This is a genomic window from Escherichia sp. 93.1518 (assembly GCF_013368915.2).
GTDB classification, from domain to species: Bacteria; Pseudomonadota; Gammaproteobacteria; order Enterobacterales; family Enterobacteriaceae; genus Escherichia; species Escherichia ruysiae.
Genome location: NZ_JABWMT020000024.1, coordinates 1 through 23,613 on the forward strand (window position 1 = coordinate 1; position 23,613 = coordinate 23,613).

General features: G+C 50.1%; 25 protein-coding genes. 4 read left to right on the forward strand and 21 right to left on the reverse strand.

From position 1 onward, the window contains the following. The 17 genes from HEN21_RS16500 to HEN21_RS16580 all read right to left on the reverse strand — a co-directional run. Positions 1–1,651 (reverse strand): autotransporter outer membrane beta-barrel domain-containing protein (locus tag HEN21_RS16500; RefSeq protein WP_183082920.1); only part of this gene is annotated, 1,651 nt, incomplete at its 3' end. A gap of 559 nt (positions 1,652–2,210) precedes the next feature. After that, positions 2,211–3,323 carry an AAA family ATPase gene (locus HEN21_RS16505; RefSeq protein WP_105286505.1) on the reverse strand — a complete coding sequence of 371 codons (1,113 nt, stop codon included), beginning with the start codon at positions 3,321–3,323 and terminating at the stop codon, positions 2,211–2,213. Further along, positions 3,320–4,027 carry an RNA ligase family protein gene (locus HEN21_RS16510; protein WP_105280766.1) on the reverse strand — a complete coding sequence of 236 codons (708 nt, stop codon included), beginning with the start codon at positions 4,025–4,027 and terminating at the stop codon, positions 3,320–3,322. Before HEN21_RS16510 ends, HEN21_RS16505 begins: the two co-directional genes overlap by 4 nt. A 257-nt stretch (positions 4,028–4,284) precedes the next feature. After that, a complete protein-coding gene (gene emrB, locus HEN21_RS16515) occupies positions 4,285–5,823 on the reverse strand; it encodes a multidrug efflux MFS transporter permease subunit EmrB (protein WP_176252402.1) in 1,539 nt (512 codons plus the stop codon). Positions 5,824–5,839: 16 nt separating this feature from the next. Further along, complete coding sequence (gene emrA, locus HEN21_RS16520) at positions 5,840–7,012, reverse strand: multidrug efflux MFS transporter periplasmic adaptor subunit EmrA (protein ID WP_010356273.1); 1,173 nt, start codon at positions 7,010–7,012, stop codon at positions 5,840–5,842. A 126-nt stretch (positions 7,013–7,138) separates the two neighbouring features. Next, positions 7,139–7,669: a multidrug efflux transporter EmrAB transcriptional repressor EmrR gene (emrR, locus tag HEN21_RS16525; protein ID WP_000378436.1), complete on the reverse strand. Its 531-nt coding sequence runs from the start codon at positions 7,667–7,669 to the stop codon at positions 7,139–7,141. 90 nt (positions 7,670–7,759) lie between these two features. Continuing rightward, positions 7,760–8,095 carry an L-valine transporter subunit YgaH gene (ygaH, locus tag HEN21_RS16530; RefSeq protein ID WP_000119757.1) on the reverse strand — a complete coding sequence of 112 codons (336 nt, stop codon included), beginning with the start codon at positions 8,093–8,095 and terminating at the stop codon, positions 7,760–7,762. Then, positions 8,085–8,822, reverse strand: a complete 738-nt coding sequence (ygaZ, locus tag HEN21_RS16535) for an L-valine exporter subunit YgaZ (RefSeq protein WP_176252401.1) — start codon at positions 8,820–8,822, stop codon at positions 8,085–8,087. Before ygaZ ends, ygaH begins: the two co-directional genes overlap by 11 nt. 123 nt (positions 8,823–8,945) lie before the next feature. After that, complete coding sequence (locus HEN21_RS16540) at positions 8,946–10,130, reverse strand: MFS transporter (RefSeq protein ID WP_105286508.1); 1,185 nt, start codon at positions 10,128–10,130, stop codon at positions 8,946–8,948. Between the two features lie 191 nt (positions 10,131–10,321). Continuing rightward, positions 10,322–11,314, reverse strand: coding sequence for a glycine betaine/L-proline ABC transporter substrate-binding protein ProX (proX, locus tag HEN21_RS16545; protein WP_001216525.1), 993 nt, complete (start codon positions 11,312–11,314; stop codon positions 10,322–10,324). Positions 11,315–11,371: 57 nt separating this feature from the next. After that, positions 11,372–12,436: a glycine betaine/L-proline ABC transporter permease ProW gene (proW, locus tag HEN21_RS16550; RefSeq protein WP_000774969.1), complete on the reverse strand. Its 1,065-nt coding sequence runs from the start codon at positions 12,434–12,436 to the stop codon at positions 11,372–11,374. Further along, entirely contained in the window at positions 12,429–13,631 is a 1,203-nt protein-coding gene (proV, locus tag HEN21_RS16555) for a glycine betaine/L-proline ABC transporter ATP-binding protein ProV (RefSeq protein WP_000985481.1), read from the reverse strand. The genes proW and proV overlap by 8 nt, the downstream gene beginning before the upstream one ends. A 355-nt stretch (positions 13,632–13,986) precedes the next feature. After that, positions 13,987–14,946, reverse strand: coding sequence for a class 1b ribonucleoside-diphosphate reductase subunit beta (nrdF, locus tag HEN21_RS16560; RefSeq protein WP_176252400.1), 960 nt, complete (start codon positions 14,944–14,946; stop codon positions 13,987–13,989). A 138-nt stretch (positions 14,947–15,084) separates the two neighbouring features. Continuing rightward, the gene (nrdE, locus tag HEN21_RS16565) at positions 15,085–17,229 is read right to left on the reverse strand and encodes a class 1b ribonucleoside-diphosphate reductase subunit alpha (RefSeq protein WP_176252399.1); all 2,145 of its coding nucleotides are present in this window, start codon (positions 17,227–17,229) and stop codon (positions 15,085–15,087) included. Continuing rightward, on the reverse strand, positions 17,202–17,612 hold the full coding sequence (nrdI, locus tag HEN21_RS16570) for a class Ib ribonucleoside-diphosphate reductase assembly flavoprotein NrdI (protein ID WP_176252398.1): 411 nt from the start codon (positions 17,610–17,612) through the stop codon (positions 17,202–17,204). The genes nrdE and nrdI overlap by 28 nt, the downstream gene beginning before the upstream one ends. Next, a complete protein-coding gene (nrdH, locus tag HEN21_RS16575) occupies positions 17,609–17,854 on the reverse strand; it encodes a glutaredoxin-like protein NrdH (RefSeq protein ID WP_001223227.1) in 246 nt (81 codons plus the stop codon). The genes nrdI and nrdH overlap by 4 nt, the downstream gene beginning before the upstream one ends. A 208-nt stretch (positions 17,855–18,062) precedes the next feature. Then, positions 18,063–18,494, reverse strand: a complete 432-nt coding sequence (locus HEN21_RS16580) for a carboxymuconolactone decarboxylase family protein (protein WP_176252397.1) — start codon at positions 18,492–18,494, stop codon at positions 18,063–18,065. Positions 18,495–18,581: 87 nt separating this feature from the next. Here HEN21_RS16580 and pdxR point away from each other — a divergent pair, with 87 nt between their 5' ends. Continuing rightward, on the forward strand, positions 18,582–19,916 hold the full coding sequence (gene pdxR, locus HEN21_RS16585) for a MocR-like pyridoxine biosynthesis transcription factor PdxR (protein ID WP_176252396.1): 1,335 nt from the start codon (positions 18,582–18,584) through the stop codon (positions 19,914–19,916). 55 nt (positions 19,917–19,971) lie between these two features. Here the strand turns inward: pdxR and HEN21_RS16590 are convergent, their stop codons facing one another. Then, entirely contained in the window at positions 19,972–20,301 is a 330-nt protein-coding gene (locus tag HEN21_RS16590; protein WP_010345700.1) for a DUF883 domain-containing protein, read from the reverse strand. 151 nt (positions 20,302–20,452) lie between these two features. Between HEN21_RS16590 and HEN21_RS16595 the strand changes: the two genes are divergently transcribed. Then, the gene (locus tag HEN21_RS16595) at positions 20,453–20,797 is read left to right on the forward strand and encodes a DUF2002 family protein (RefSeq protein ID WP_000281310.1); all 345 of its coding nucleotides are present in this window, start codon (positions 20,453–20,455) and stop codon (positions 20,795–20,797) included. A 36-nt stretch (positions 20,798–20,833) separates the two neighbouring features. Here the strand turns inward: HEN21_RS16595 and alaE are convergent, their stop codons facing one another. Next, positions 20,834–21,283 (reverse strand): L-alanine exporter AlaE, encoded by a 450-nt coding sequence (alaE, locus tag HEN21_RS16600; protein ID WP_000492676.1) that lies wholly within the window; start codon positions 21,281–21,283, stop codon positions 20,834–20,836. Positions 21,284–21,951: 668 nt separating this feature from the next. On the opposite strand from alaE, the gene stpA reads away from it, so the two are divergent. Next, positions 21,952–22,353, forward strand: a complete 402-nt coding sequence (gene stpA / locus HEN21_RS16605; protein ID WP_000115375.1) for a DNA-binding protein StpA — start codon at positions 21,952–21,954, stop codon at positions 22,351–22,353. A gap of 46 nt (positions 22,354–22,399) precedes the next feature. Here the strand turns inward: stpA and HEN21_RS16610 are convergent, their stop codons facing one another. Both HEN21_RS16610 and HEN21_RS16615 read right to left on the reverse strand, forming a co-directional pair. Further along, positions 22,400–22,924, reverse strand: a complete 525-nt coding sequence (locus HEN21_RS16610; RefSeq protein WP_001229481.1) for a rhodanese family protein — start codon at positions 22,922–22,924, stop codon at positions 22,400–22,402. Positions 22,925–22,933: 9 nt separating this feature from the next. After that, complete coding sequence (locus HEN21_RS16615; protein ID WP_176252395.1) at positions 22,934–23,233, reverse strand: ArsR/SmtB family transcription factor; 300 nt, start codon at positions 23,231–23,233, stop codon at positions 22,934–22,936. Positions 23,234–23,415: 182 nt separating this feature from the next. Between HEN21_RS16615 and HEN21_RS16620 the strand changes: the two genes are divergently transcribed. Beyond that, the gene (locus HEN21_RS16620; protein ID WP_000508177.1) at positions 23,416–23,574 is read left to right on the forward strand and encodes a YqaE/Pmp3 family membrane protein; all 159 of its coding nucleotides are present in this window, start codon (positions 23,416–23,418) and stop codon (positions 23,572–23,574) included. Positions 23,575–23,613 lie beyond the last annotated feature (39 nt).

Consider the following 23,613-nt stretch of genomic DNA (forward strand, 5'->3'; position numbering starts at 1 on the left):
TGGCCACATAGCTGCCAATCTCCGGGCGATACTGATGCTTTCTTTCCGGCTGCGGTTCAGGTGAAGCGGGTGTGTAAGGCGAAGGCGTGTAAGGTGAAGGTGTATCGGGAATTACAGGGTCAACAGGTGGTATAAGTGGGGTTTCACTGGTTAAGTACCAGTTCTGATCGTCACTTTTCGTCACGTTATAATCATAGGCTCCGGCAACAATACGGCCTTCTTTACTAAACGTACCCTCTGATGCCCCCGTTATTTCAACAATGCGGATACCTTCAAGCGTATCGGCGCCCTGACCACCGGCATTGTGAACACTCACACGGGTATGACCAGACGTGTTGCCTTTTACAATTAATTTATCGGTCGCGGAATTATCATCGCCGAGTTCGGTACGCATAACTAACAAACCGTTATTAGCGGTGTAATTGCCATTGATGGTGAGTGTGGCAGGCGTCAAATTGTTGCCATTTTTTGAGGATGATAGCGTTGCCGTACCTGCCAAATCCAGCGCATTTAAGGTTTGTGAAAAACCGTCTAAATCGATATTTCCTCCACTGGAGACGGCATAACTGGAGTTCGGGCTAAAGGTATCGTTGATACCGGCGCGCAGGGTGCCTTTACTAATATTTGTTTGACCAGAATAAGTATTTGCGCCAGTTAAAGTAGTGACTCCGGAACCCGCCTGGTTAACCTCGCCTTTGCCAACGATATCTGCCGCCAGGATAAAATCTTCGCTGGAATGGTTGAAATTAATCTGGGCGGTACTATCCCCGACATCGCTTCCCATATGGATAATCGGTGTCTTGATTGTTCCCGCTTTCTGTTCGGCTTCTCCCTGCGCTCCACCAATGTTTAGAATACCGGTGCTGGTTTCGTCCATTCCAAGCCAGATAAATTGATTCGCGCTGACCGTGGCATTATTACTAACGGTAAGAATACCTTTTGCATCGTTCAGCAATGAGCCCAATCCCCCAAGGGAGATAAACTCATTCACGGCTAATGAAGAATTGTCACCATCAACCAGGGTTTCGCCGTATCCCGTTCCCTGAAAATTCTCCATATTTCCATTAAAGCCAATGATCATATCAACCGATGAGGTAAGATGACCGCCATGAGTGATTTCGAGTTTACCCGTCCCCTGATCGCCTACCATCACATACCGTGCGGCAACGGATGACCCCTCACCGTCAATAACGACCTGTCCCTGCGCCTGGTAATTAAATTCACCAATTCTGAATTCATTTAAATCGGTGATAGTACTGCCGCTAAGAACCATTAAGGTTCCTGAGCCGCCATTGGTTCCTAAATAAATATCACGTTGGTTAGGCGACGCATGGCTAAGTGTCAGATGAGAGTTATTTTCTAATTTTATTGTCCCTGACGTCGCATTACCTATGACGATTTTAGAAGTAGTCAGATCCCGCCCGTCTATATTCAACGTTCCTGCACTTGTTGCTCCAACATTAAGATACCGAAACTGGTCCCATACTGGTGAGTTATTTTCTGATGAAGATAAGGTTACGACATCATTATTATTGATTGTCACATCGCTGTTGATAGTGGCTGGTGGTGTCCATGCCTGAGAAATTGGTATTGATAGCACAGTTGAAATAGCTATTGCCAGCGTGGACAAGGGATGCTGTCTGATATTCATAAAGTTAATTTTCATCCTTATGATTTATTTTAAGATAAATAGCGAATCCACAGTAACTACGTAAAAAATTAGATTTTAAGGCCGCTGAATCAGGTTGCTGTTCTGTAAATGAAGGGTAGTGTGTGAGGCCAATAATTATAAATCAGTTTAATTTGTGATTAATTTGATATTAATTTGTTTTGATGGTTTAGGCATTAGGGTGAAAATAAGGTGCATAATTTTACTTAGCGGAAATTTTTAAATGTCTTAAGGCATAAAAAATGAGCAAAGAAAAAGCAAAGGAAATCAATAAGATGTTTTTTCGGAATTTTGCGGGGTTAGTAACAGTAACTGATTAATTGCATGTTTATTGTTTGCACATCTTTTTAGATATAAAAAACACCAGGATTATTATCAAAAAATAATGTAAGTCTGGTTTCCAAGCATGGGTTATATGCACGTAAATAATAAGATTAAACATTTCCTCATTAAGAAAAGTGCAAAAGTATTCTCTTCTCAGGCAATGTAAATCTGCCCGATACGATAAACGTATCGGGCAGGTGTTTAATTCTCCGGCTTTCTACCTGTCAGTCACCCGATATTCCACGCTATGCGCTTCATCAGGTTGTGGAACTTCCAGCCTTGAGGCCATCCGCATCACCACCGCTTCAGGAACGGCATACTCGCGTCTGGCATTTTGCTGCTTCCATTGCGACCACGGCACTTCCAGATAGACAATCCTGACTCTCGCATCGTAATCCGTAAACAGACTGATAAGCTGGCTACGCAGCTGGCGGGTAATGTTCGTCGCATTCCAGATGAACGGCTTTTTCTGGCGTAAAAAAACGCGCGCCTCTTCTTTTGCCTGTTGCACAATACGCCCGGTGGCGGTTTTGTCGTCCGGGCTGGCATTGATTCGCCGCCGCATGTCATCAAGGCTGATAACATCCATTCCCTGGCACTGTTCACTGATATAGCGATCTTTGCCCATTCCCGGTAAGCCACACAGCAAAGTAACTTCAAAATGTTCAGCCTCCCAGGGAACAAAATCGGGAGAACTTTGTTCATGGGTCAGGTAATGCCAGCGTGCGGAATCAGAAACGAATGGGCGCGCTTTTCCCCAGCATTGTTGCTCATGGCAAAACAGCTCGAACAGATCGATGCGTTCCAGCATTGACTGCTTATCAGGGCAATGACGACCAAGCAGATCGGCACGGGCAAGCAGGGCGAGCAGGCGCGTGTCGACGCGCATCGCAGCAGTGAGCAGTAAACGCTCCGGTTCCGGACGTTCCAGTAACCATAGCGGTAACCCATGTAGACGCACCAGTGCAACGATTTGCTCGCGCAGCACAAATGGCGTGGGGATATCGCGCCATAAAATTTGTCGGGCCGTCAGTTCGCCCCGACGAGCATGACCAGGCGACTGAATACGTCCGTTTTCCTGAACGGTAGTGCTGCGCTTTTCAACATCATGCAATAACGCCGCCGCCCATAAAACTTCCTGCTGTTGAGCGGGGAGTTGCTGGAATTCTGGCAGAGCAACGAGCGCGTTAAGCACCATTTCGGTATGCACGCCAACGTCACCTTCGCCATGATGCTCCGGGTCTTGCGGCGTGTGATGCATCTCCTCAACCCAGCTAAAACGCTGGCGAAGTGTCGACCAGCGTTTATCGTCGGTAAGTCGCCAAATCATGACTGTTCTCCATAAGCGAACTCATGGGCCATCCGCGCCCGACGCCAGTGGCGCTTCCAGTGTTCGCTGGTTTTGACATGATTTTTGCGCACGTACTTGAATACATTATGGGGAAAATCGGCAACGGAAAATGCGTCGCGATTTCGGCTGACAATGCCTTCCAGCGTACAGGGTTGCCCGGTTTGCGTATCCCAGGGATCGAACGCGCCGCGCTCACAGGTCAGCGCCAGAAAATCATGTTGCCAGCTTTTTTCATCTTTTCCCGGCTGCGGGCCGGAAATTTCCGGGACGCAGGGAAAATCAAACAAGGCGGCGTAAAACTGAACTTCTTCCCAGCTTAACCACATGTCCTGACAGCGAACGGCAAACAGATAAAAATCCTGCTCCAGTGCCCGGTATTCAATGGAGTGAACGGCATAAAGATTTTCGCCAAACAACTCCAGATCGCCGAGATCGTTTTTCAGTAGTTGCCAGCGTTGGCGAATCTTATAGCTCCATGCCGATTCCGTAGGGGCTGCATGGGAACGGGCAAACACGCCGAAGCGATTAAGACAGTTATTTTCGCCGTCGAGTTTTTCAGTATGTACCAGTTGAGAAATTGCCTGCATATCTTGCCAGTAACTGGCGTTAATGCGGTCATCGCTGGTGGTGCCAGGGGAGAAAGGGTAGTGCCAGGTTCTCCCGTATTTACGTTGGGTATTCATAATAATCCATTATTTGGTGTGTAATAAATGTACGCCCGCGAGGGTGCGAGTTTTGGGGTTAAAAGAAAAATGTAAGTATCACCCGCGAAAGCGAGGGCGAAGGGAAAAGAGAATTAACAACCTGAACGAATGTTCAGAACCGGTTAATGGTGAATGGAAGAGTGTGAGGCGGCGAGAAGATACACCGATTGAGTGGATAAAACAACCGTTTGCAGAATGAGCAAATAAAAAGGGAGCCGCAGCTCCCTTTGACAACATCAGTGCGCACCGCCTCCGCCACCACCTGCACCAAATGGCGGCCTGGCAAACCACACCAGCCCCAGCAGGACGAGGAATATTCCGGCTGACATCCAGAAGATCTCATTGGCGGAAATAATCAGCCCCTGATTGGTGATCTGCTGGGCAATCCAGCCGGAAGCCTGCTGTTGCGTCATTCCCAGTCCTTCCAGTTGATGGTACATCGCCTGGGCGTTCGGGTTATATGGGTTCACTGATTCGGTCAACTGCGCATGGTGCAGCGACTCGCGGTTAGTCCACATAGTCGTCGTAATGGACGTGCCGATAGAACCCGCCAGCGTTCGCATAAAGTTGGAGAGACTCGACGCCGCTGCCAGTCGTTCCGGTGGCAAACCAGAGAGCGTAATGGTGGTCAGCGGCATAAAGAAGCAGGCCACCGCGAAGCCCTGGATAAACTGCGGCCAGGCCGATGCACCAAAATCCATACCCGGTTCAAAAGTATAAGCACGCCAGTAAAAGCAAACGGCATACATAATAAAGCTGAAGGTTACCAGCCGACGCATATCCAGTTTATGCGCAAAACGACCAATAATCGGCGACAGGATCACCGGAATAATCCCTACCGGCGCAGACGCCAGCCCTGCCCAGGTTGCCGTGTAGCCGTATACCTCCTGCAACAACTGCGGCAACAGAACAATAGCGCCGAAGTAGAGCATATACGCGAGGCTGATACACAAGCAGCCGATGGTGAAGTTGCGCGACTTAAACAGCGAGAGATCGACTATCGGGTTATCGTCGGTCAGCTCCCAGACAATGAGGAAGCTGATAGCCACCACTGCCACCACGGTGAGGACGATAATTTCCTGTGATGAGAACCAGTCCAGCTCTTTACCCCGGTCGAGCATAATCTGCAGACTGCCGATACCAATCACCAGCAGTGCCAGCCCCACGGCATCAATCCGCCGCCTTTCTGTGCGGGTTTCGCGTCCGCGCAGGGTTTGCAGTGTCATCAACACCACCGCCACGCCAATTGGCACGTTGATGAAGAATATCCAGCCCCAGTGGTAATTGTCACTGATATAACCGCCGAGGATTGGGCCGCAAATTGGCGCGACAATTACCGTCATCGACCACAACGCCAGCGCGATCGAGCGTTTGGCTGGCGGGTAGTTATTCAGTAACAGACTTTGCGAAAGCGGGATCAACGGTCCGGCGACAATCCCCTGAATCACGCGGAAGAAGATCAGCATATTCAGGCTGCTGGAGACACCACACGCCCACGAAGCAATAGCAAAGGCGATGGTTGACCAGAGGAACAGCTTCACTTCCCCGACGCGTTTTGCCAGCCAGCCGGTAAGGGGGATCGAGATGGCGTTTGCCACCCCGAAGGAGGTGATCACCCACGTTCCCTGGCTGAGCGATGAGCCCAGGTTTCCGGCGATAGTAGGGATCGCCACGTTAGCAATGGTGGAGTCCAGCACCTGCATGAATGTCGCCAGTGACAGCGCAATGGTCATAATGACCAGTTGCGCGCCTTCCAGCGGTTTTTGCTGTTGCATCACACGCACCTCTGGATTAGCCAGCGTTAGCTTTTACGATGTCGTCGATCAGTTTATTGACAGGTGCCAGGCTGATTTCACGCGCAGTGCTTACCGCTACCGGCGTAGAACGTACTTTGTTTGCCAGTACCTGACCGTCACGGTTAGTGGTATTGACACTCACCAGCGTGGACAAACCGATGCGCAGTGGGTATTGCTCCAGCTGTTTCTGATCCAGTTCAATACGAACAGGCAGACGCTGAACGACTTTGATCCAGTTACCGGTGGCGTTTTGCGCCGGAAGCAGCGAGAACGCGCTACCCGTACCCATATCCAGACCGACCACTTTACCGGTGTATTTCACATCATCGCCGTAAATATCAGTGGTAATAGTGACCGGCTGACCGATGCGCATATTGGCAATCTGCGTCTCTTTAAAGTTGGCATCCACCCACATATTGGTCGCCGGAACGACCGCCATCAGCGGCGTTGTTGGGCTAATTTGCGCACCAGGCTGTACGGCTCGGCGGGAGACATAACCGGTCATTGGGCTGACAATACGGGTACGTTCCAGCGCCAGCCAGGCATTACGTACTTCAGTAGCAGCCTGTTGCACGGCAGGCTGATCTTCCAGTTTAGTTCCCAGAATCATCGCCTGATTGGCATTGTATTGTTGAATGGCGACATCCAGTTGCGCCTGGGCGCTGGTGACGGCATCGCGGGCGTGTTGCAGTTCTTCACGACCAATCAGGTTGGCATTGCCCAGCGGCACACGGCGGTTGTAGTCGCTCTGTGCTTTAGCGAGGGCGATTTTCTGCACCTCAATATTCGCCTGCAACTGCTTGCTGTTAATCATTAGCTGGTGGGTTTGACGAACGCTGGAAGCCAGTGCAGTTTTGGCTTTTTCAAACGCCTGGCGAGCATCAGTCGGGTCGAGAGTGACCAGCACATCGCCTTCTTTTACAAAATCGGTGTTATCGGCCCAGACTTTCGTCACGCTGCCTGACACCTGAGACATAATTTGAATCTGATTCCCTGCCACGTATGCGTCATCGGTTTCTTCGAAATGACGCAGTACCAAAAACCAATAAATTCCTATCGCTACGGCAATAATGATAAAGAGCAAGGTGAGAAGGAGGAGCAGACGCTTACGTTTGCCGCTCTTCTTTACCGGTTGCTGCGGGTTTTGAGTCTCCGCATTTGCGCTCATATTGTTCTCCACGATCTTCTTAACTCATCGGCTGAGCCGACCTGCTTGCCAAAAAGGCCAGCACGTTGCGATGCTGGCCGGTCAGTTTTTCTTTTATAAATCTGGATTTTTGAGCGAGATGACGCGTTAGCTCATCGCTTCGAGGACCATGCCGTCTTGTTCCATTTGGTCGAGACGGGAGAGCAACTTGCGGGTGATTTGCTCAAGCTGATCTTTTTCGCTAGTGCTGAGTGCGGACCAGAGTTGATGCAGGCAGTTATGCTGCGGCGGTAAAACCTCGCGCAAAAACTCGTGACCTTTTTCCGTTAATTGCAGATGCAGACAGCGGCGATCGTTATCGCTTTCACGACGCTCGATCCAACCGCGTTTTTCCAGTTCATCGGCAATACGCGTCGCATTGGTACGGGATGATCCAAGAGCACAACTTAATTCAGAAGGCTGAATACTGTGGTTTTCCTGAGACTCCAGCGTAATCAACGCCATAAACAACGTCTCGTTAATCCCCTGAGCCTTCAGCATTTTATTGCGGTTCTCCAGCAGCTTGCTCTGCATATGCATACAAAGACGGGTCAGAAGGATTTCCTGGTAAGGAAAATCTTCGTGGCGGCTGGCGCGAAATTTTAGCATTTGTTCAATGGGCGTAAACGAACTATCCATTTGGGTATGACCTCATTAATTTCAGCCGATATAGTAACGACAGTGACAAATAAAGTAAATGTATTGTTTTAGAAAAATGATTCTTGTGGGTTATATAATCGCCATCACTTTCCAGGCGAGCCCGTAGGCCAGCGCACTTAGCAGTGTCGGGACGATAATGCTGCGTGTTTTATAGAAACTGGCACCCAGTACCGCAAAGCCGACCAGCGTGGGCACGAAACGGCGTGTATCGTGCATCACTTCTGGTGCGGTAGAGACAACCAGCAGAGCACAAATCGAGGCTATGCCAATGGTGTCGAGCAAAATACCCACCGCACCACGTTTGGTTGGGCGGGCATTACCCACACGCAGGCGCAGCGGCAAATAGCGAAAGCAGTAATTAACCGCGCCAACCAGTAACCCAAGCAGCAGAACCTCATAGCTCATCGGGCGCTCCTTGCCAGAATGCCTGAATTAGCGCAGTGAGGCAGCCACAGACAATGCCTGCCAGAATGGCGACGGGGATAGAAAATAGCGTTACGCCCGCAAGGGCGCCGATTAACGCTGCGGTAACGCAAAGGGATTGTTTGCGCTGGAAAGATGCGAGCAGAAAACTCATAAAGAGCGCCGGTAGCATAAAGCCTAATGCTGCTTCAACGGCTGGATAACCTTGCAGCAAACCGCTGCCGGAGAATGCCCCTATAACCGTACCAAATACCCACGATGACCGTGAACTGAAGGCAATGCCAATCATCCAGTTCTCGCTCCAGCGGCGATTATTGCGTACCAGCTTTGCCGTTGCTGCGGCAAAAACTTCATCCGTCAGGCCAAACGCCCACAATGCAGTTTTCGATTTTTGCAGACGCTGAACAATGCGGCTACGCAACGATGGACCATACAGGACATGACGAACATCCATTGCCATGACGGTCAGCGCAGCGACCCATAAACTACTCCCGGCTGCCAGCATCGTGGTAATGACGAACTGACTCGCGCCTGCATAAATGATGCAGGAGAAAAAAACGCTTTCGAGAGGAGAGAATCCCAGACGGGTCGCATTCAGACCGAAAGCAAAGGCCACCGGAATATAACTAATAACAATCGGTAAACTGTCTTTGCATCCTTCCATGAAGGTCGCCGAACCAGAAGCAGGCAGAGGAGTAGGGCTTACCATAGAGTGTACGCTTAACGACTGTTAAAATTATAAATAGACTGAATGAATATCTTAACCTTATCAGACTGATGGGCTTCTTAACACCCTTATAAGTGTAAAGCCACGAAAACGGTTGCTGATTGTCTAAATAGCGGCTTCCTGACGATGAAAACCTCGCCACCAGACTAACAGATTAACCAGGGCAATCGTCGCACCAGCCAGGCAAACGCCAGCCCAACCGGCATGTTGCCAGGCAGAGGCCGAAATCAGTGAACCGGCGGCACCGCCAATAAAGTAACTGGTCATATAGCCTGCGGTCAGACGATTACGTGCATCAGGATAAATACGATAAATCACGGTTTGATTGGTGATATGCACGCCCTGTACGGTGAGATCCAGCACCAGGATGCCGATAATCAGCGCCAGCACGGAAGTGTGACCAAACCAGATCGCCAGCCATGAGAGCAACAGCAGCAGTAGGCCGAAAGTTGTTGTCAGGTGCGATTGACCCTTATCGGCAAAACCACCTGCCGGACGTGCGCCCAGCGCCCCAGCGGCTCCTGCAAGGCCAAACAGACCAATCGTTCCATCGCTGTAGTTAAAAGGCGGTGCGGCAAGCAAAAAGGCCATTGATGTCCACAGAATGCTGAAGTTAGCAAAGGTCAGGCAGCCCAGCACCGCGCGGGTGCGCAGGATCTTATCGCTGATAAACATGCTGAAAACGGAACCTAACAACTGTGGGTAGTTGAGGTGGGTTTCTGATTTCATCTGCGGCAGGCCGCGCCACAACGCCAGCGCCATTAGCGCCATTAATACTGCTGCGACCCAGAAAACGGTGCGCCAGCCGCCGAGATTTGCCAGCAACCCGGCAACGGTACGCGCCAGCAAAATGCCCAGTAGCAGGCCGCTCATAATAGTGCCAACCACCTTGCCGCGTTTTTCCGGTGAGGCCAGTGTTGCCGCCAGCGGAACCAGAATTTGTGCCACGACCGAGAATAAACCGGTTAATGCCGTACCGAGGATCATCATCGCCAGTGACTGACTGCTGGCAGTGATTAACATGCCACCGGCTGCCAGTAAGGTCATTGAGACGATCAGCCTGCGGCGTTCAAACATATCACCCAGTGGAACTAGAAATAGCAGACCGGCGGCATAACCTAGCTGCGCGGCGGTGACAATAAAGCCCGCCAAACTGGCAGAAAGGGAAAAGTTACGCGCGATGGTGTCGAGCAATGGCTGGGCGTAATAGTTGCTGGCGACCGCCAGACCGGTGGCGATCGACATCAGCACGATCAGCGCCGGGCTAAGCTCGTGATTGGGTTTAGTCATTATTGTTGTTTATCAGGTGATGATTAGTCTGAAAAGCAATAATAGCGGATGTTTATGGATGTGGGGTGAAAGATTGATTGTTGAAATGTGCGGTGTGATTTGTAGGCATGATAAGACGACGCCAGCGTCGCATCAGGCATTGTGCACAGAAGGCGGATGCGGCGAAAACGCCTTATCCGCCCGAATAAAAATTACTTCTGCGCTGCCAGCGCCTCATTTACCCAGCCATCGAACTGCTGCTGGTGGGCTTTGATCCAGCCATCAACGTGACCCTGAATATCGCCTTCTGAGGCCTTGCCGTCATGCATAATGGCGTTCTGGGCGTTAATGTCCGCAACCGGTAACTGCATAATGGCAAACAGTTTCGCTGCCGCCGGGTTTTTCTCAGCCCAGGCTTTGTTGGCAACGATATGCATGGTGCTGACCGGGAAGCCGTAATTCGCGCCATTCGGCAGTTTGGTATCGGCGTTTTTATCGCCCGGCAGTGCGGAGAACGGCACCTGCAACCAGACGACATCTTTGCCCGGCTTCAGTTCGTTACTCACCCAGTACGGCGTCCAGGTGTAGTAAAACACCGGCTTGCCCTCTTTGTAACGACTGATGGTGTCGGCCATCATCGCCGCATAGTTACCCTGATTATGCGTCACGGTGTTGGTCAGTTCATACGCAGCAAGCTGGTGATTAATGGCACCTTCGCAGCCCCAGCCGGGGTTACAACCGGTTAAATCCGCTTTGCCATCGCCGTTGGTATCAAACAGTTTGGCGATCTTCGGATCTTTCAGTTGCGCGATGTTGGTGATTTTGTACTGGTCGGCGGTTTTCTTATCGATCAGGTAACCTTGTGCCGCGCCGTTAACAAATACCCCTTCACGATAAAATTTCTTATCGCCACCGGCAGCTTCGTACATGTTGTCATGCAGCGGCGTCCAGTTCACTGCGGTAAAGGTCGCATCGCCGGAAGCAAGTGAGGTGTAGCCAACGTTGTAATCCACTTCACTGGGTTTATTGACGGTATAACCTAATTTCTCCAGCGCACGGCTGACCAGCAGCGTCTGGAAAGTTTCTTCAGTGATGGTGCTTTGAACCGGATTAACGGTAATGCCTTTGCCCGGCAGATCGGCAGCAAAAGTTTGTGTAGAGATAAGCGTGGCAAACGCTGTCGCAAAAAGTACGCTATGTCGCATTGTTATTCCTTTTTTTGGCAGGGTGATAATGCCCGGCGTCACCGGGCAAGTGCAGAGTTATTTAATGAATGGGCGGGTCAGCAGACCGACTGGGCCAGTGGTATACCAGCGACGGTTGCCGCGACTGCGTGAGTCGCGCCCAACGGCCTGCGTCAGGCGATCGAGGATAATGGCGAGGATCACAATCCCGACGCCGCCAACGGTGGCAAGCCCCATATCCAGACGACCGATACCGCGCAGAACCATCTGACCCAGCCCGCCGACGGCAATCATCGAGGCGATAACTACCATAGAAAGCGCCAGCATCAGCGTCTGGTTGACGCCCGCCATAATGGTCGGCATCGCCAGCGGTAACTGAACTTTGAACAGCATCTGGCGCGGGCTGGCACCGAATGAGCGCGAGGCTTCAATCAGATCCGCCGGAACCTGGTTAATCCCCAGAATGGTCAGACGGATAATCGGCGGCAGAGCAAAGATGATCGTCACCACCACGCCCGGCACGTTACCGATACCAAACAGCATGACGATTGGCACCAGATAAACAAACGCGGGCGTAGTCTGCATGGCATCAAGCAGTGGACGGATTATTTTCGCTGCTCGCGGACTTCTCGCCAGCCAGATCCCCAGCGGCAGACCAATGACGATACAGAACAGCAGGGCAGTTAATACCAGCGCCAGGGTGACCATGGCCTGCGACCAGGCACCGATTGCGCCGATGGCAATCAGCGAAACCAGCGTCGCCACGCCCATTCCGACCCCGGAAATCTGCCAGGCGATGAGAGCGAAAACGATAATCGCCACTGGCGCAGGCATACCCAGTAGCAATTGCTGGAAACCGTTGAGGATATAATCAACCGGAACGCGCACGCCCTGGAAGACGGGACGGAAATGGGTAACGACCCAGTCGATCCCTTCAGTGACCCAACTGTCGAGCGGGATCAGCGTTTTATGGAACGGATCGAGAATATTAAAATGCTCGACGTTTGGCGCAGGCGTACTGGTCAGCCAGTCAGCGCCACCGCCATCAGTCGGTGCTGGAGCCGGTGTACCCCAGGCGTCTGCGGATTGTGCGGCACTGTCCGCCGCTGGCGTGGTATCCCACGGATTGTTTTGATCAGCCATTGTTTACCCCCTCACGATCTAAAGCGCGCAGCAACATTCCTTTCGAAATGATGCCGACATACTGTTGGTCTTCGTCGACCACGGGCACCGCACAGGGCGCCTGTCCGACATGAGAGAGCAACTCGCTAAGAGGCGTTTGTGCATCGACCGCTAACGGCGCATCAATCAGCGCCGCATCAAGACCTTGCTGCTGCGTTAATGCTGCTTTTAACGAATCGATAGAGACTGCGCCGACAAACTTATTACCGCGTTCGATGACGTAACCATATTCGCGGTCTTCATCCTGCAATAATTTCAGTGCCGAACGCGGGCCGAAACCGGGCGTTTTACGAATTAAGCCATTAGGGCTGCGGCGGGCAATATCTTTTGCGCTGAACACCTGGCTAATATCAACACCACGGAAGAAGGTACGGACATAATCATTCGCCGGATTATTGAGAATTTCATCCGGTGTACCGACCTGAACGACTTCACCATTTTGCATAATGGCAATTCTGTCGCCAATACGCATAGCTTCGTCGAGATCGTGAGAAATAAATACAATGGTGCGCTGATGTTTCGCCTGTAATTTTACCAGCTCATCCTGCATCTCGGTGCGAATTAGTGGATCGAGCGCCGAGAAGGCTTCGTCCATTAATAAAATATCCGGATTGATGGCTAATGCGCGAGCTAATCCGACACGTTGACGCATCCCGCCCGAGAGTTCGTCCGGGTAGCTGTGGGCATAATTTTCCAGCCCAACCTGACGCAGTGCATCAATAGCTTTTTCCCGGCGTTCTTCGGCGTTAATTCCGGCCAATTCCATACCAAACGCAGTATTGTCCAGCACGGTCATATGTGGCATTAAGGCAAAGGACTGGAAGACCATCGCAATCTTTTTTCTGCGCACCTCACGGAGTTCGGCGTCGGATATTTTGGCAATATCCACACCGTCAATCAGTACTTGTCCACGGGTGGGTTCAATCAGGCGATTGAGAAGGCGTACCATTGTGGATTTACCCGAACCGGATAATCCCATGATGACAAATATCTCGCCTTCTTCAATGGCCAGACTGGCGTCTTTTACGCCAAGCGATAGCCCTGTTTTTTCCAGAATTTGTTCTTTTGAAAGTCCTTGTTCGATATATTTGAAAGCTCTCTGTGGATGCTCCCCAAATATTTTATAAAGATTTTTAATTTCTAATTTAATTGCCATGCAATAGAAAGATTCCTGTTATTTGTTTATGTCGATATATTACCCGATGGAAATAGTCACTTTTTTCTACCCTAACATACTGAGAATCTGAGGCAACCCCTGAGGGCAAATGTGGCATGAATATTGACGTGAGCAAATTGCCGGAATTTCCCGTGATATAAGGGCTGAGAGCAAATCGAGAAAAGTTGATATTTTTTGTTATAGATAGCGGAAAAACGCCTGAATATTGTAGTTTCAGGCGAATAATGCAACAGAGTATCAGTGTAGATCACCACAAAATATTTGTGTGATAAAAAGCTACTTAATGGAAATTATTTTCCTGCTGTGGTTGATGATATTTTTTAAAATAACCGTGTCAGAAATTCCAGTCTTCGTCTTCTGTTTCGACCGCTTTTCCCATCACATAAGAGGAGCCAGAACCGGAAAAGAAATCGTGATTTTCATCGGCATTCGGCGAAAGCGCGGCGAGGATTGCCGGATTCACTTCCGCCATTTCTGCCGGGAAAAGCGGTTCGTACCCCAGATTCATTAATGCTTTATTAGCGTTGTAGCAGAGAAACGCTTTTACATCGTCAGCCCACGGGGTTTCGGCGTACAGCTCATCGGTGTATTGCAGTTCGTTGTCGTAGAGTTCCAGCAACAAATCGAAGGCAAAATTCTTTAACTCTTCGCGTTGTGCCTGGGAGGTTTTTTCCAGGTTTTTCTGATATTTATAACCGATGTAATAACCGTGCACTGCTTCATCGCGGATAATCAGACGGATCAGGTCTGCGGTATTGGTCAGCTTACCGCGACTGGAAAAATACATCGGCAGCCAGAAGCCGGAGTAGAACAAAAATGATTCCAGAAAGACACTGGCGATTTTCTTTTTCAGCGGATTATCGCCGCGATAATGTTGCTGAATAATCTGTGCTTTTCGCTGCAACGGCGCGTTTTCTTCACTCCAGGCGTAGGCGGCATCGACATCTTTTGTCTGGCACAACGTCGAGAAAATCGAGCTGTAAGAGCGGGCATGAACCGCTTCCATAAAGCTGATATTCGATAATACCGCCTCTTCATGGGGCGTGAGCGCATCGGGCATCAGCGAGGGTGCGCCGATAACATTTTGCAGCGTGTCGAGCAGCGTCAGGCCAGTAAAAACACGCATCGTCAGTTGTTGCTCTACGGCGCTTAATGTCTGCCAGGCGGGGATATCGTTCGACAGCGGCACTTTTTCCGGTAGCCAGAAATTACTGGTCAGGCGATTCCACACCTCCAGATCTTTATCATCAGTAATCTTGTTCCAGTTGATGGCGCTGATACGTGAGAGTTTCATAGATATTCCTTAAAGCCGGACTCATCAGACTCCGATTTTTGGCAATGTGCGCTTTGTTCCTGCCGGATGCGGCGTGAACGCCTTATCCGGCCTACAAAATTTTGCAAATTCAATATATTGCAATTGTTTTTCAGTCTCTTAGAGCGTGCAGGAGACGCAGCCTTCAATTTCAGTACCTTCCAGCGCCATCTGACGCAGGCGAATGTAATAGAGCGTTTTGATTCCCTTACGCCAGGCGTAAATCTGCGCTTTGTTGATATCGCGGGTTGTGGCGGTATCGGGGAAAAACAGCGTCAGCGACAGCCCCTGATCGACATGGCGTGTCGCTTCGGCGTAGGTGTCGATAATCTTTTCCGCGCCGATTTCGTAAGCGTCCTGATACAGCGCCAGATTCTCGTTAGTCATAAACGGGGCAGGGTAGTAAACGCGTCCTGTTTTGCCCTCTTTGCGGATCTCTACTTTCACCACAATCGGATGAATACTCGACGTGGCATGGTTGATATAAGAGATAGAACCGGTTGGCGGCACCGCCTGGAGATTCTGGTTGTATATGCCATAGCGCATCACGTCGTCGCGCAGCTGCGCCCACATCTCACGGGTAGGTAACGTAATACCGCTACGGGCAAACAGTTCGCCAACTTTCGCCGTTTTCGGCTGCCAGTTACCTTGCAGATATTGGCTAAAATATTCACCGCTGGCATAGCGCGACTGTTTGAACCCGGCAAAGGTTTCACCGCGTTCGCGCGCCAGCAACATTGAAGTACGCAGGGCGTGCCAGGTGATGGTGTAGAAATAGAGATTGGTGAAATCCAGAGCTTCCGGTGAACCATAGGCGATGCCTTCCCGCGCCAGATAACCGTGTAAATTCATCTGCCCCAGCCCGATGGCGTGCGAGGCGGCATTTCCGGCCTCAATAGACGGCACGCTGCGGATATGACTCATATCTGACACCGCCGTCAGACCGCGCACGGCTGTTTCTATCGTGCGGGCAAAGTCAGGGGAATCCATGGTGTGGGCAATATTCAACGAACCTAAATTGCAGGAAATATCATGGCCTGTGCGCGCATAGTCGAGATTCTCGTCATACTCTGAGGCGCTGTTAACCTGCAAAATCTCTGAGCAAAGATTGCTCATATTTATGCGTCCGGCAATAGGGTTAGCACGGTTAACCGTGTCTTCATACATGATGTAGGGATAGCCGGATTCAAACTGGATCTCCGCCAGCCGCAGGAAGAAATCACGCGCATTGATATATTTTTTGCGGATGCGTTCGTCGGCAACCAGTTCGTCATAGTGTTCGCTGATGGCAATATCGGCAAACGGCTTGCCGTAAACCCGCTCAACGTCATAAGGCGAAAACAGTGCCATCTGCGCATTCTCTTTCGCCAGATGGAAGGTGATATCCGGGATCACCACGCCCAGCGACAGCGTTTTAATGCGGATTTTCTCGTCGGCATTTTCCCGTTTCGTGTCGAGAAAACGCAGAATATCGGGATGATGCGCGTGCAGATATACAGCCCCAGCTCCCTGACGAGCGCCGAGCTGATTGGCATAGGAAAATGCGTCTTCCAGCATTTTCATCACCGGAATCACGCCAGAAGATTGATTTTCAATACGTTTAATTGGCGCGCCCGCTTCCCGCAGATTCGACAGCAAAAAAGCCACACCGCCGCCGCGTTTTGACAGTTGCAGTGCGGAATTTACCGCCCGACCAATCGACTCCATATTGTCTTCAATACGCAGCAGAAAACAGGAAACCAGTTCGCCGCGCTGCTGTTTACCGCAGTTGAGGAATGTTGGCGTGGCAGGCTGAAAACGTCCAGACAGCATCTCATCAGTCAGTTGCGTCGCCAGTGTTTCATCGCCTTGTGCCAGTGTCAGCGCCACCATCGTTACTCGATCGGCAAAATCTTCCAGATAACGCTTGCCATCGAATGTCTTCAACGTATAGCTGGTGTAAAACTTCCATGCCCCGAGGAATGTCTGGAAACGAAAACCGCTGGCGTGCGCGTGGGCAAACAGCGTAATGACAAAGTCGCGAGAGTAGCGATTAAGGACGCTTTCATCATAGTAACCTTCGTTGATCAGCCAGTTCAGGCGCTGCTGCTGGCTACTGAAGGTCACACTGTTCGGACGCACATGCGTCGCTATAAAGGCGTCAACGGCCTGGCTGTCTTTATCGAACTGAATGCGGCCTGCGCTATCGTAAAGGTTAAGCATCGCATTCAGAGCGTGGTAATCCATCGTTTCCTGCGTCAGGCATTCTGCGGTTGTCGTTGCCAAAATTCGGTTACTCCTTTACGAACGTTTTCGATATCGCTTTGCGTACCCATGAGTTCAAAGCGGTACAGCCACGGCACACCGCATTTCCGGGCAATTACATCTCCGGCGCGACCATACGCCTCACCAAAGTTGCGATTGCCCGAAGCAATAACGCCGCGAAGCAACGCCCGGTTATGCTCGTCGTTTAAAAAGCGAATCACCTGTCGTGGCACAGCGCCAGCCGTACCGCCACCGCCGTAAGAGGGCACGATCAGGATGTAAGGCTCGTCTACCTGGATCCGTTCCCGCTCATTGAGTGGAATGCGCACGGTGGGTAGCCCTAAACGTTCGATAAAACGCTGCGTATTTTCGGAGCTGCTGGAGAAGTAGACGAGCTGGCTCATGCACTGGCCGCGTGTGGCGCTGGATGCAGACGATTGATCATGTCCGGGCGAAAACCAGACCAGCTAAGATCGCCTGCAATCACAACCGGCAGCTGACGAAAGCCCTGAGCACGCAACGCTTCCGCCGCTTCAGGAACGCGATCGACATTAATCATTTCAAAATCAAAGCCCCGGTTTTCCATCGCCCGTTTGGTGGCGTGGCACTGAACGCAATCGTTACGAGTGTAAATAGTAATGCGCATGATTCGTATTTCCGTTTAAAATGAAGATACGGCGCGATGATACGCGTCGGGTTGTCTCTCTGTTGATACAGGGATACTAGATGTAGTTGAAAAAAGATTCAACCATACAAGATATGGGAAATTTCGATAAAACTCACCACCGTTGAGTGGCTCAACGGGGTAGGGGGTTTTGTGTTCTATAGCCGGGTGATTACCCGGCATCAGGAAATTACATCCGCATGGAAACGGCCAGGCGGTTAAAGCAATTCATCAGTCCGATGGCAAAAGTCAGGTCGCTGATCTCTGCTGCGTTGAAATGTTCAAGCAGAGGTTGATAAACGTCGTCTTCTGCATGGGTTCGGGCAATATCGGTCACCGATTCCGCCCATGCCAGCGCCGCCCGCTCGCGATCGTCAAAATGATGGCTCACCCGCCAGCCTGCAAGAGCGTCCAGCTTGTGCTGTGGCACACCGGATTTACGTAATGCTTTACTGTGCATCTCCAGACAAAATGCGCAGCCGTTGATTTGCGAGACGCGCAAATAAACTAACTCCATCAGTGTGGTATCCAGCGCACTATTTTCCAGCGCCGTTTTGGCCTGCACCAGCGCGCTATACACTGCCGGGCTAAGTTCGTAGTAAGGCTGACGTAATGTAGTCATACAGTTTCTCCTCTTATTAACGCCCGCAATGTAGCACTATAATGGACTGCTAAAGAGAGCCATAAATTACCTAAAAAAGCAGACCATATGCCACGCTATCAGGATATCGCACGTCAGTTAAAAACGGCTATTGAGCAAGGGGAACTGAAACCCGGCGCAAGGCTACCTTCCAGTCGTACCTGGTCACAGGAGCTGGGCGTGTCCCGATCCACTGTCGAAAATGCTTATGCTGAGCTGGTGGCGCAGGGATGGCTGGTTCGACGAGGGCAGGCAGGCACCTTTGTCAGTGAGCAGATACATCCCCAACAATCCGCTGTGGATGTGCTTGCCTTTGCCGGTGAAAGCCAGCAACCGCTGCCATTCCAGATGGGATTACCCGCACTCGATCTCTTTCCGCGTGAGCTGTGGGCGCGGGTGATGGGGCGTCGCCTTCGTACCCAGACGCGCTTTGATTTGGCGTTAGGCGATGTCTGTGGTGAAGTGGTGTTGCGCGAGGCAATTGTTGATTATTTACGCGTCTCACGCGGGATTGAATGCCAGCCAGAACAGATCTTTATCACTCACGGTTATGCAGCCTCAATGGCCTTAATTCTGTACGCGCTGGCGAAACCGGGAGACGGGATGTGGATGGAAGATCCTGGTTTTCCGCTGATTCGCCCGATTGTTACTCGCCACGGTGTGGAAATTTTACCTGTGCCTGTTGATGACAACGGACTGGATGTCGCAAGCGGAATGCAAAATTATCCTGATGCACGTTTTGCTCTGATAACTCCTGCGCATCAAAGCCCGCTCGGTGTTGCGCTCTCTCTGGCGCGCAGGCATCAGGTGTTGGCGTGGGCAGAGCGTGCGCAGGCGTGGATTATTGAAGACGATTACGACAGTGAATTCCGTTATCACGGTAAGCCATTACCGGCACTGAAAAGCCTCGACGCGCCGCAGCGGGTGATTTATGCCGGAACATTCAGCAAATCGCTATTTCCTGCATTGCGCTGTGCGTGGCTGGTGGTGCCGGTGGAGCAGATTGCACAATTCCGCCAACAGGCGTCACGGGAGCCATGTGCAGTGCCTGTTCTATGGCAGAACACACTGGCAGACTTTCTTCACGAGGGGCATTTCTGGCGGCATCTGAAGAAAATGCGTCAGCACTATGCTCAGCGTAGGCAGTGGATTGAGCAGGCGCTTACGCAACAAGGATTCCAGGTTGTGCCACAAAAAGGGGGCATCCAGATGGTTATCAGCATGGTGGGCGACGATATTGTCCACGCGCGTAAAGCCAATGCTGCTGGCCTTGCGGTACAAGCACTTAGCGACTGGCGTATCTGCTCAAGTGGGGAAGGAGGATTGCTTCTCTCGTTTACCAATATCGTTAGCGAAAGCATGGCGCAGCAGGTGGCACAACAATTACGCGGTGCCTTAAGTTAAAAACCCCGAAGTCAGGCTTCGGGGTCAAAGACGCGTATTTATTATCATTGTTGCATTACGATTTGCGTATGCTTAACAGCGCGCCGATAAAAATACCTACCGCAGCTGCTGTACCCACGCTACACCAGGGTCTTTCACGAACAAAAGAATCTGCGCAGCCAACTGCATCGCGCGCGGCTTGCTGGACGCGAGTACGACCATGCATCCGCGCTCTGGTTTCTTTCAGTAGAGCCTGAGCTTTACTGCGTGCGGCTTCGGCTTCACCTTTTGCGTCGCTGCCCCAGGACTTCAATACAGATTCGAGACTGTCGGCTAATTGATTGACATCATTCTGAATATCCTGCACGCCATCATCGACGTCGTTGCGGTTCGGTCTGTTAAACATATGATCCCCCATTAGAATTCGATGTAATTTTCAGTGTAGACCATAATTTTCTTAACAGAGATTCATCGCGGCTTTATGGACTTTTCTGAAAGCGTTGGGAATGCGCAATCAGGTAAGGTAGGCGCGCAGTAGATAATAACGAGGATAAAATATGTATTTACGACCAGACGAGGTGGCGCGCGTACTTGAGAAAGTCGGTTTTACTGTCGATGTAGTAACCCAGAAAGCATACGGTTACCGCCGTGGGGAACATTATGTCTATGTTAACCGCGAAGCGAGAATGGGACGTACCGCACTGATAATTCATCCAACATTAAAAGAACGTAGTTCCACACTGGCTGAACCTGCTTCCGATATTAAAACTTGCGATCATTACCAGCAATTTCCGCTCTATTTAGCGGGTGAACGTCATGAGCATTACGGTATCCCGCATGGCTTTAGTTCGCGTGTTGCGCTTGAACGTTATTTGCATGGTTTATTTGGCGAAGCCAGTTAAAGACGCGACTGGCGGTGCCAGTCGCGAAAAGAAGGGTCAGGCTTTTACCTGCTGGTAGCTGCTCACTTTGAACAAGCGGCGACAGTAATCAAGGAAGTAGCCATAGACCGCCCCCATCAGCATCGAAACAACGATGTTTGAACTGACCGCAGCCATAATCTGGTGCCAGTCTGCGCCTACCACTAATAAGATCGCCATATACACCGGTGACTGGAACGTCACATAAGCCAGAATATCAGCCAGATTTTTTGTCCAACCAGAGTGGCTAACTTTGCGTGCCGCGCGCATAAACAGATCGCGGTACATGCCATATGGCCATGCAATTAAGATATTCACCGGAACGGCCACCAGCCTGGAATAAAAAGACTGTTCGAAGCTCATCCCGGAGAGGAAAACTTCAATACACATGTTCACGACAGTACAATAAACAACCATCGCGAACGTGTCTGCAACTGCATGACGCAAGCGTGACTGCGGTGAGAACATGTGAATGCTCCTTAATAAAAGCGAAATCGGATATGAATGGAAATGGAAGCAGTGCTTTAGACTGCCTGTTTCATTTTTGCATAGCGTATATTGCTGGTTGCCAGTAATCAATTAGTGAAAAATTTTTATTTATTTTGTTTTTGTAGATAAAATCTTCCGCAATGGCGTATTTTTTATACATTATGGATTTTTAAATGCCTTCATGAATAATTTTATTTAAAATCATATCATTACGTGGTTATTTTGAACTGTGCTGGTGGGGCGGTTAAGAGATGTTAACGCTATAAAGCGTAGACAATCCGGCTTAAGTAGGGGGGTGAGCTCATTTAGCATTTTTAATGACCTGAAGCCACTAATGTCAGCATAAAATTTCAGTTGCTGAAAATTTGTTTTATTCTTTGTTTGTGCATTTTTATTCACTTGTCTTTAATCTACATTCGGTGATGATGGCGCAGAGAGCACCCGATTATTCGCAAATGTCTGGAATGATAAGCCAAATGGCTAATATATAAACTGAAAATAATTATTAATTTGTCTGGAAATAACGGTTGAAATAATATCGCACGCGACTGTAAATAGATTAAATTTTGTGGAAATATAATAAGTGATCGCTTACACTACGCGACGAAATACTTTTTTTGTTTTGGCGTTAAAAGGTTTTCTTTATTATGTCCGTAATGTTACAAAGTTTAAATAACATTCGCACCCTCCGTGCGATGGCTCGCGAATTCTCCATTGACGTTCTTGAAGAAATGCTCGAAAAATTCAGGGTTGTCACTAAAGAAAGACGTGAAGAAGAAGAACAGCAGCAGCGTGAACTGGCAGAGCGCCAGGAGAAAATTAGCACCTGGCTGGAGCTGATGAAGGCTGACGGAATTAACCCGGAAGAGTTATTCGGTAATAATTCTGCGGCACCGCGTGCAGGTAAAAAACGCCAGCCGCGTCCGGCGAAATATCAATTCACCGATTTTAATGGTGAAGTCAAAACCTGGACCGGTCAGGGTCGTACACCGAAACCGATCGCTCAGGCACTGGCTGAAGGTAAATCTCTCGACGATTTCCTGATCTAATGACTGCTGCCGGATGCCGCCACTATGGCGCGTCCGGCGTCGCTTCTTACGTTCGCTGATTCCACGGCATCTTATCTAACAACCTTGCCATCCCGCAAAAACCGCTGATACCCGCAAATATTAATCCCGCACCGACAAAGCCGCTTAATAAAAAGAACGCGCTATTCACGGCATAACCCAATACGACGCCGATTAATATTAAGCCACCAGCTGTGATCTGTACCTGACGCATTAATGGTAAAGGCTGTGATTTATTTTCGGCTACCGGCAATCCCGCTTTTTTCCAGCTATCAATTCCGCCTTCCAGTAAAAATATCTCTGCGGGGGCGGCAATCGCTGCTAATTTTTGTGCATTATTACTGGTGCGTTTTCCAGCCTGACAGTGGAATATAATTTGTTCTCTACGTAATTTTTCCGGAAGACCAGCCTGTTCCAGCACGGATAATGGTGCCAGATCCGCTTCAGGAATATGTTCACGAAGATATTCATCGGCATCGCGAATATCGATTAACTTTGCACCGCGTGAGATTAATTCTTGTGCATCATGCGGTGAAATTGTTGTTAAAGCCATTGCTACTCCTTACGGACAATAGACATTTTTTAGGGTGGCGATAATGGCATTTACCGCCTCATTTTTAATGAAATAAAGAATGCGTTGGGCATCCCGTTGGCTGTCGATAATCCCTTCGTCACGCATCCGTGCCAGATGCTGTGACGTTGCAGAGGCACTCAGTCCGGTAATACGCGCCAGTTCACCGGCGCTGGTGCCGGGGGAACCGCAAATCATGCACAGAATCAGCAACCGTTTGGGGTGACTCATTGCTTTCAGTAAGGCCGCAGCCTGTTCGGCGCTGGCCTGTAGTTGGGCTAGTTCAGTCATATTTATTTAAGTGTTTTCTAAATTAAGTAAACTCTAAACTAAAAATGCAACGTATACCAGCGTCAGCAGCGTAAATGAGGGTAAAAGCATAGGCTGAAACGGGCAGACTCCGCTAAAATTACTATGCTTAAGAGATAAAATCTCTTTTTAAACAATGATTAATTTTCTTATAGGGAGGAAATATGGGGTTCTGGAGAATCGTCATCACCATCATTTTGCCACCGCTCGGCGTGCTGCTGGGGAAAGGATTTGGTTGGGCATTTATTATTAATATTTTGCTGACACTTCTTGGCTATATCCCTGGTTTAATTCACGCTTTCTGGGTGCAAACCCGCGATTGATCCTGTGCTCATCCTGCGGCGTTAACGCGCCGCGTTCCT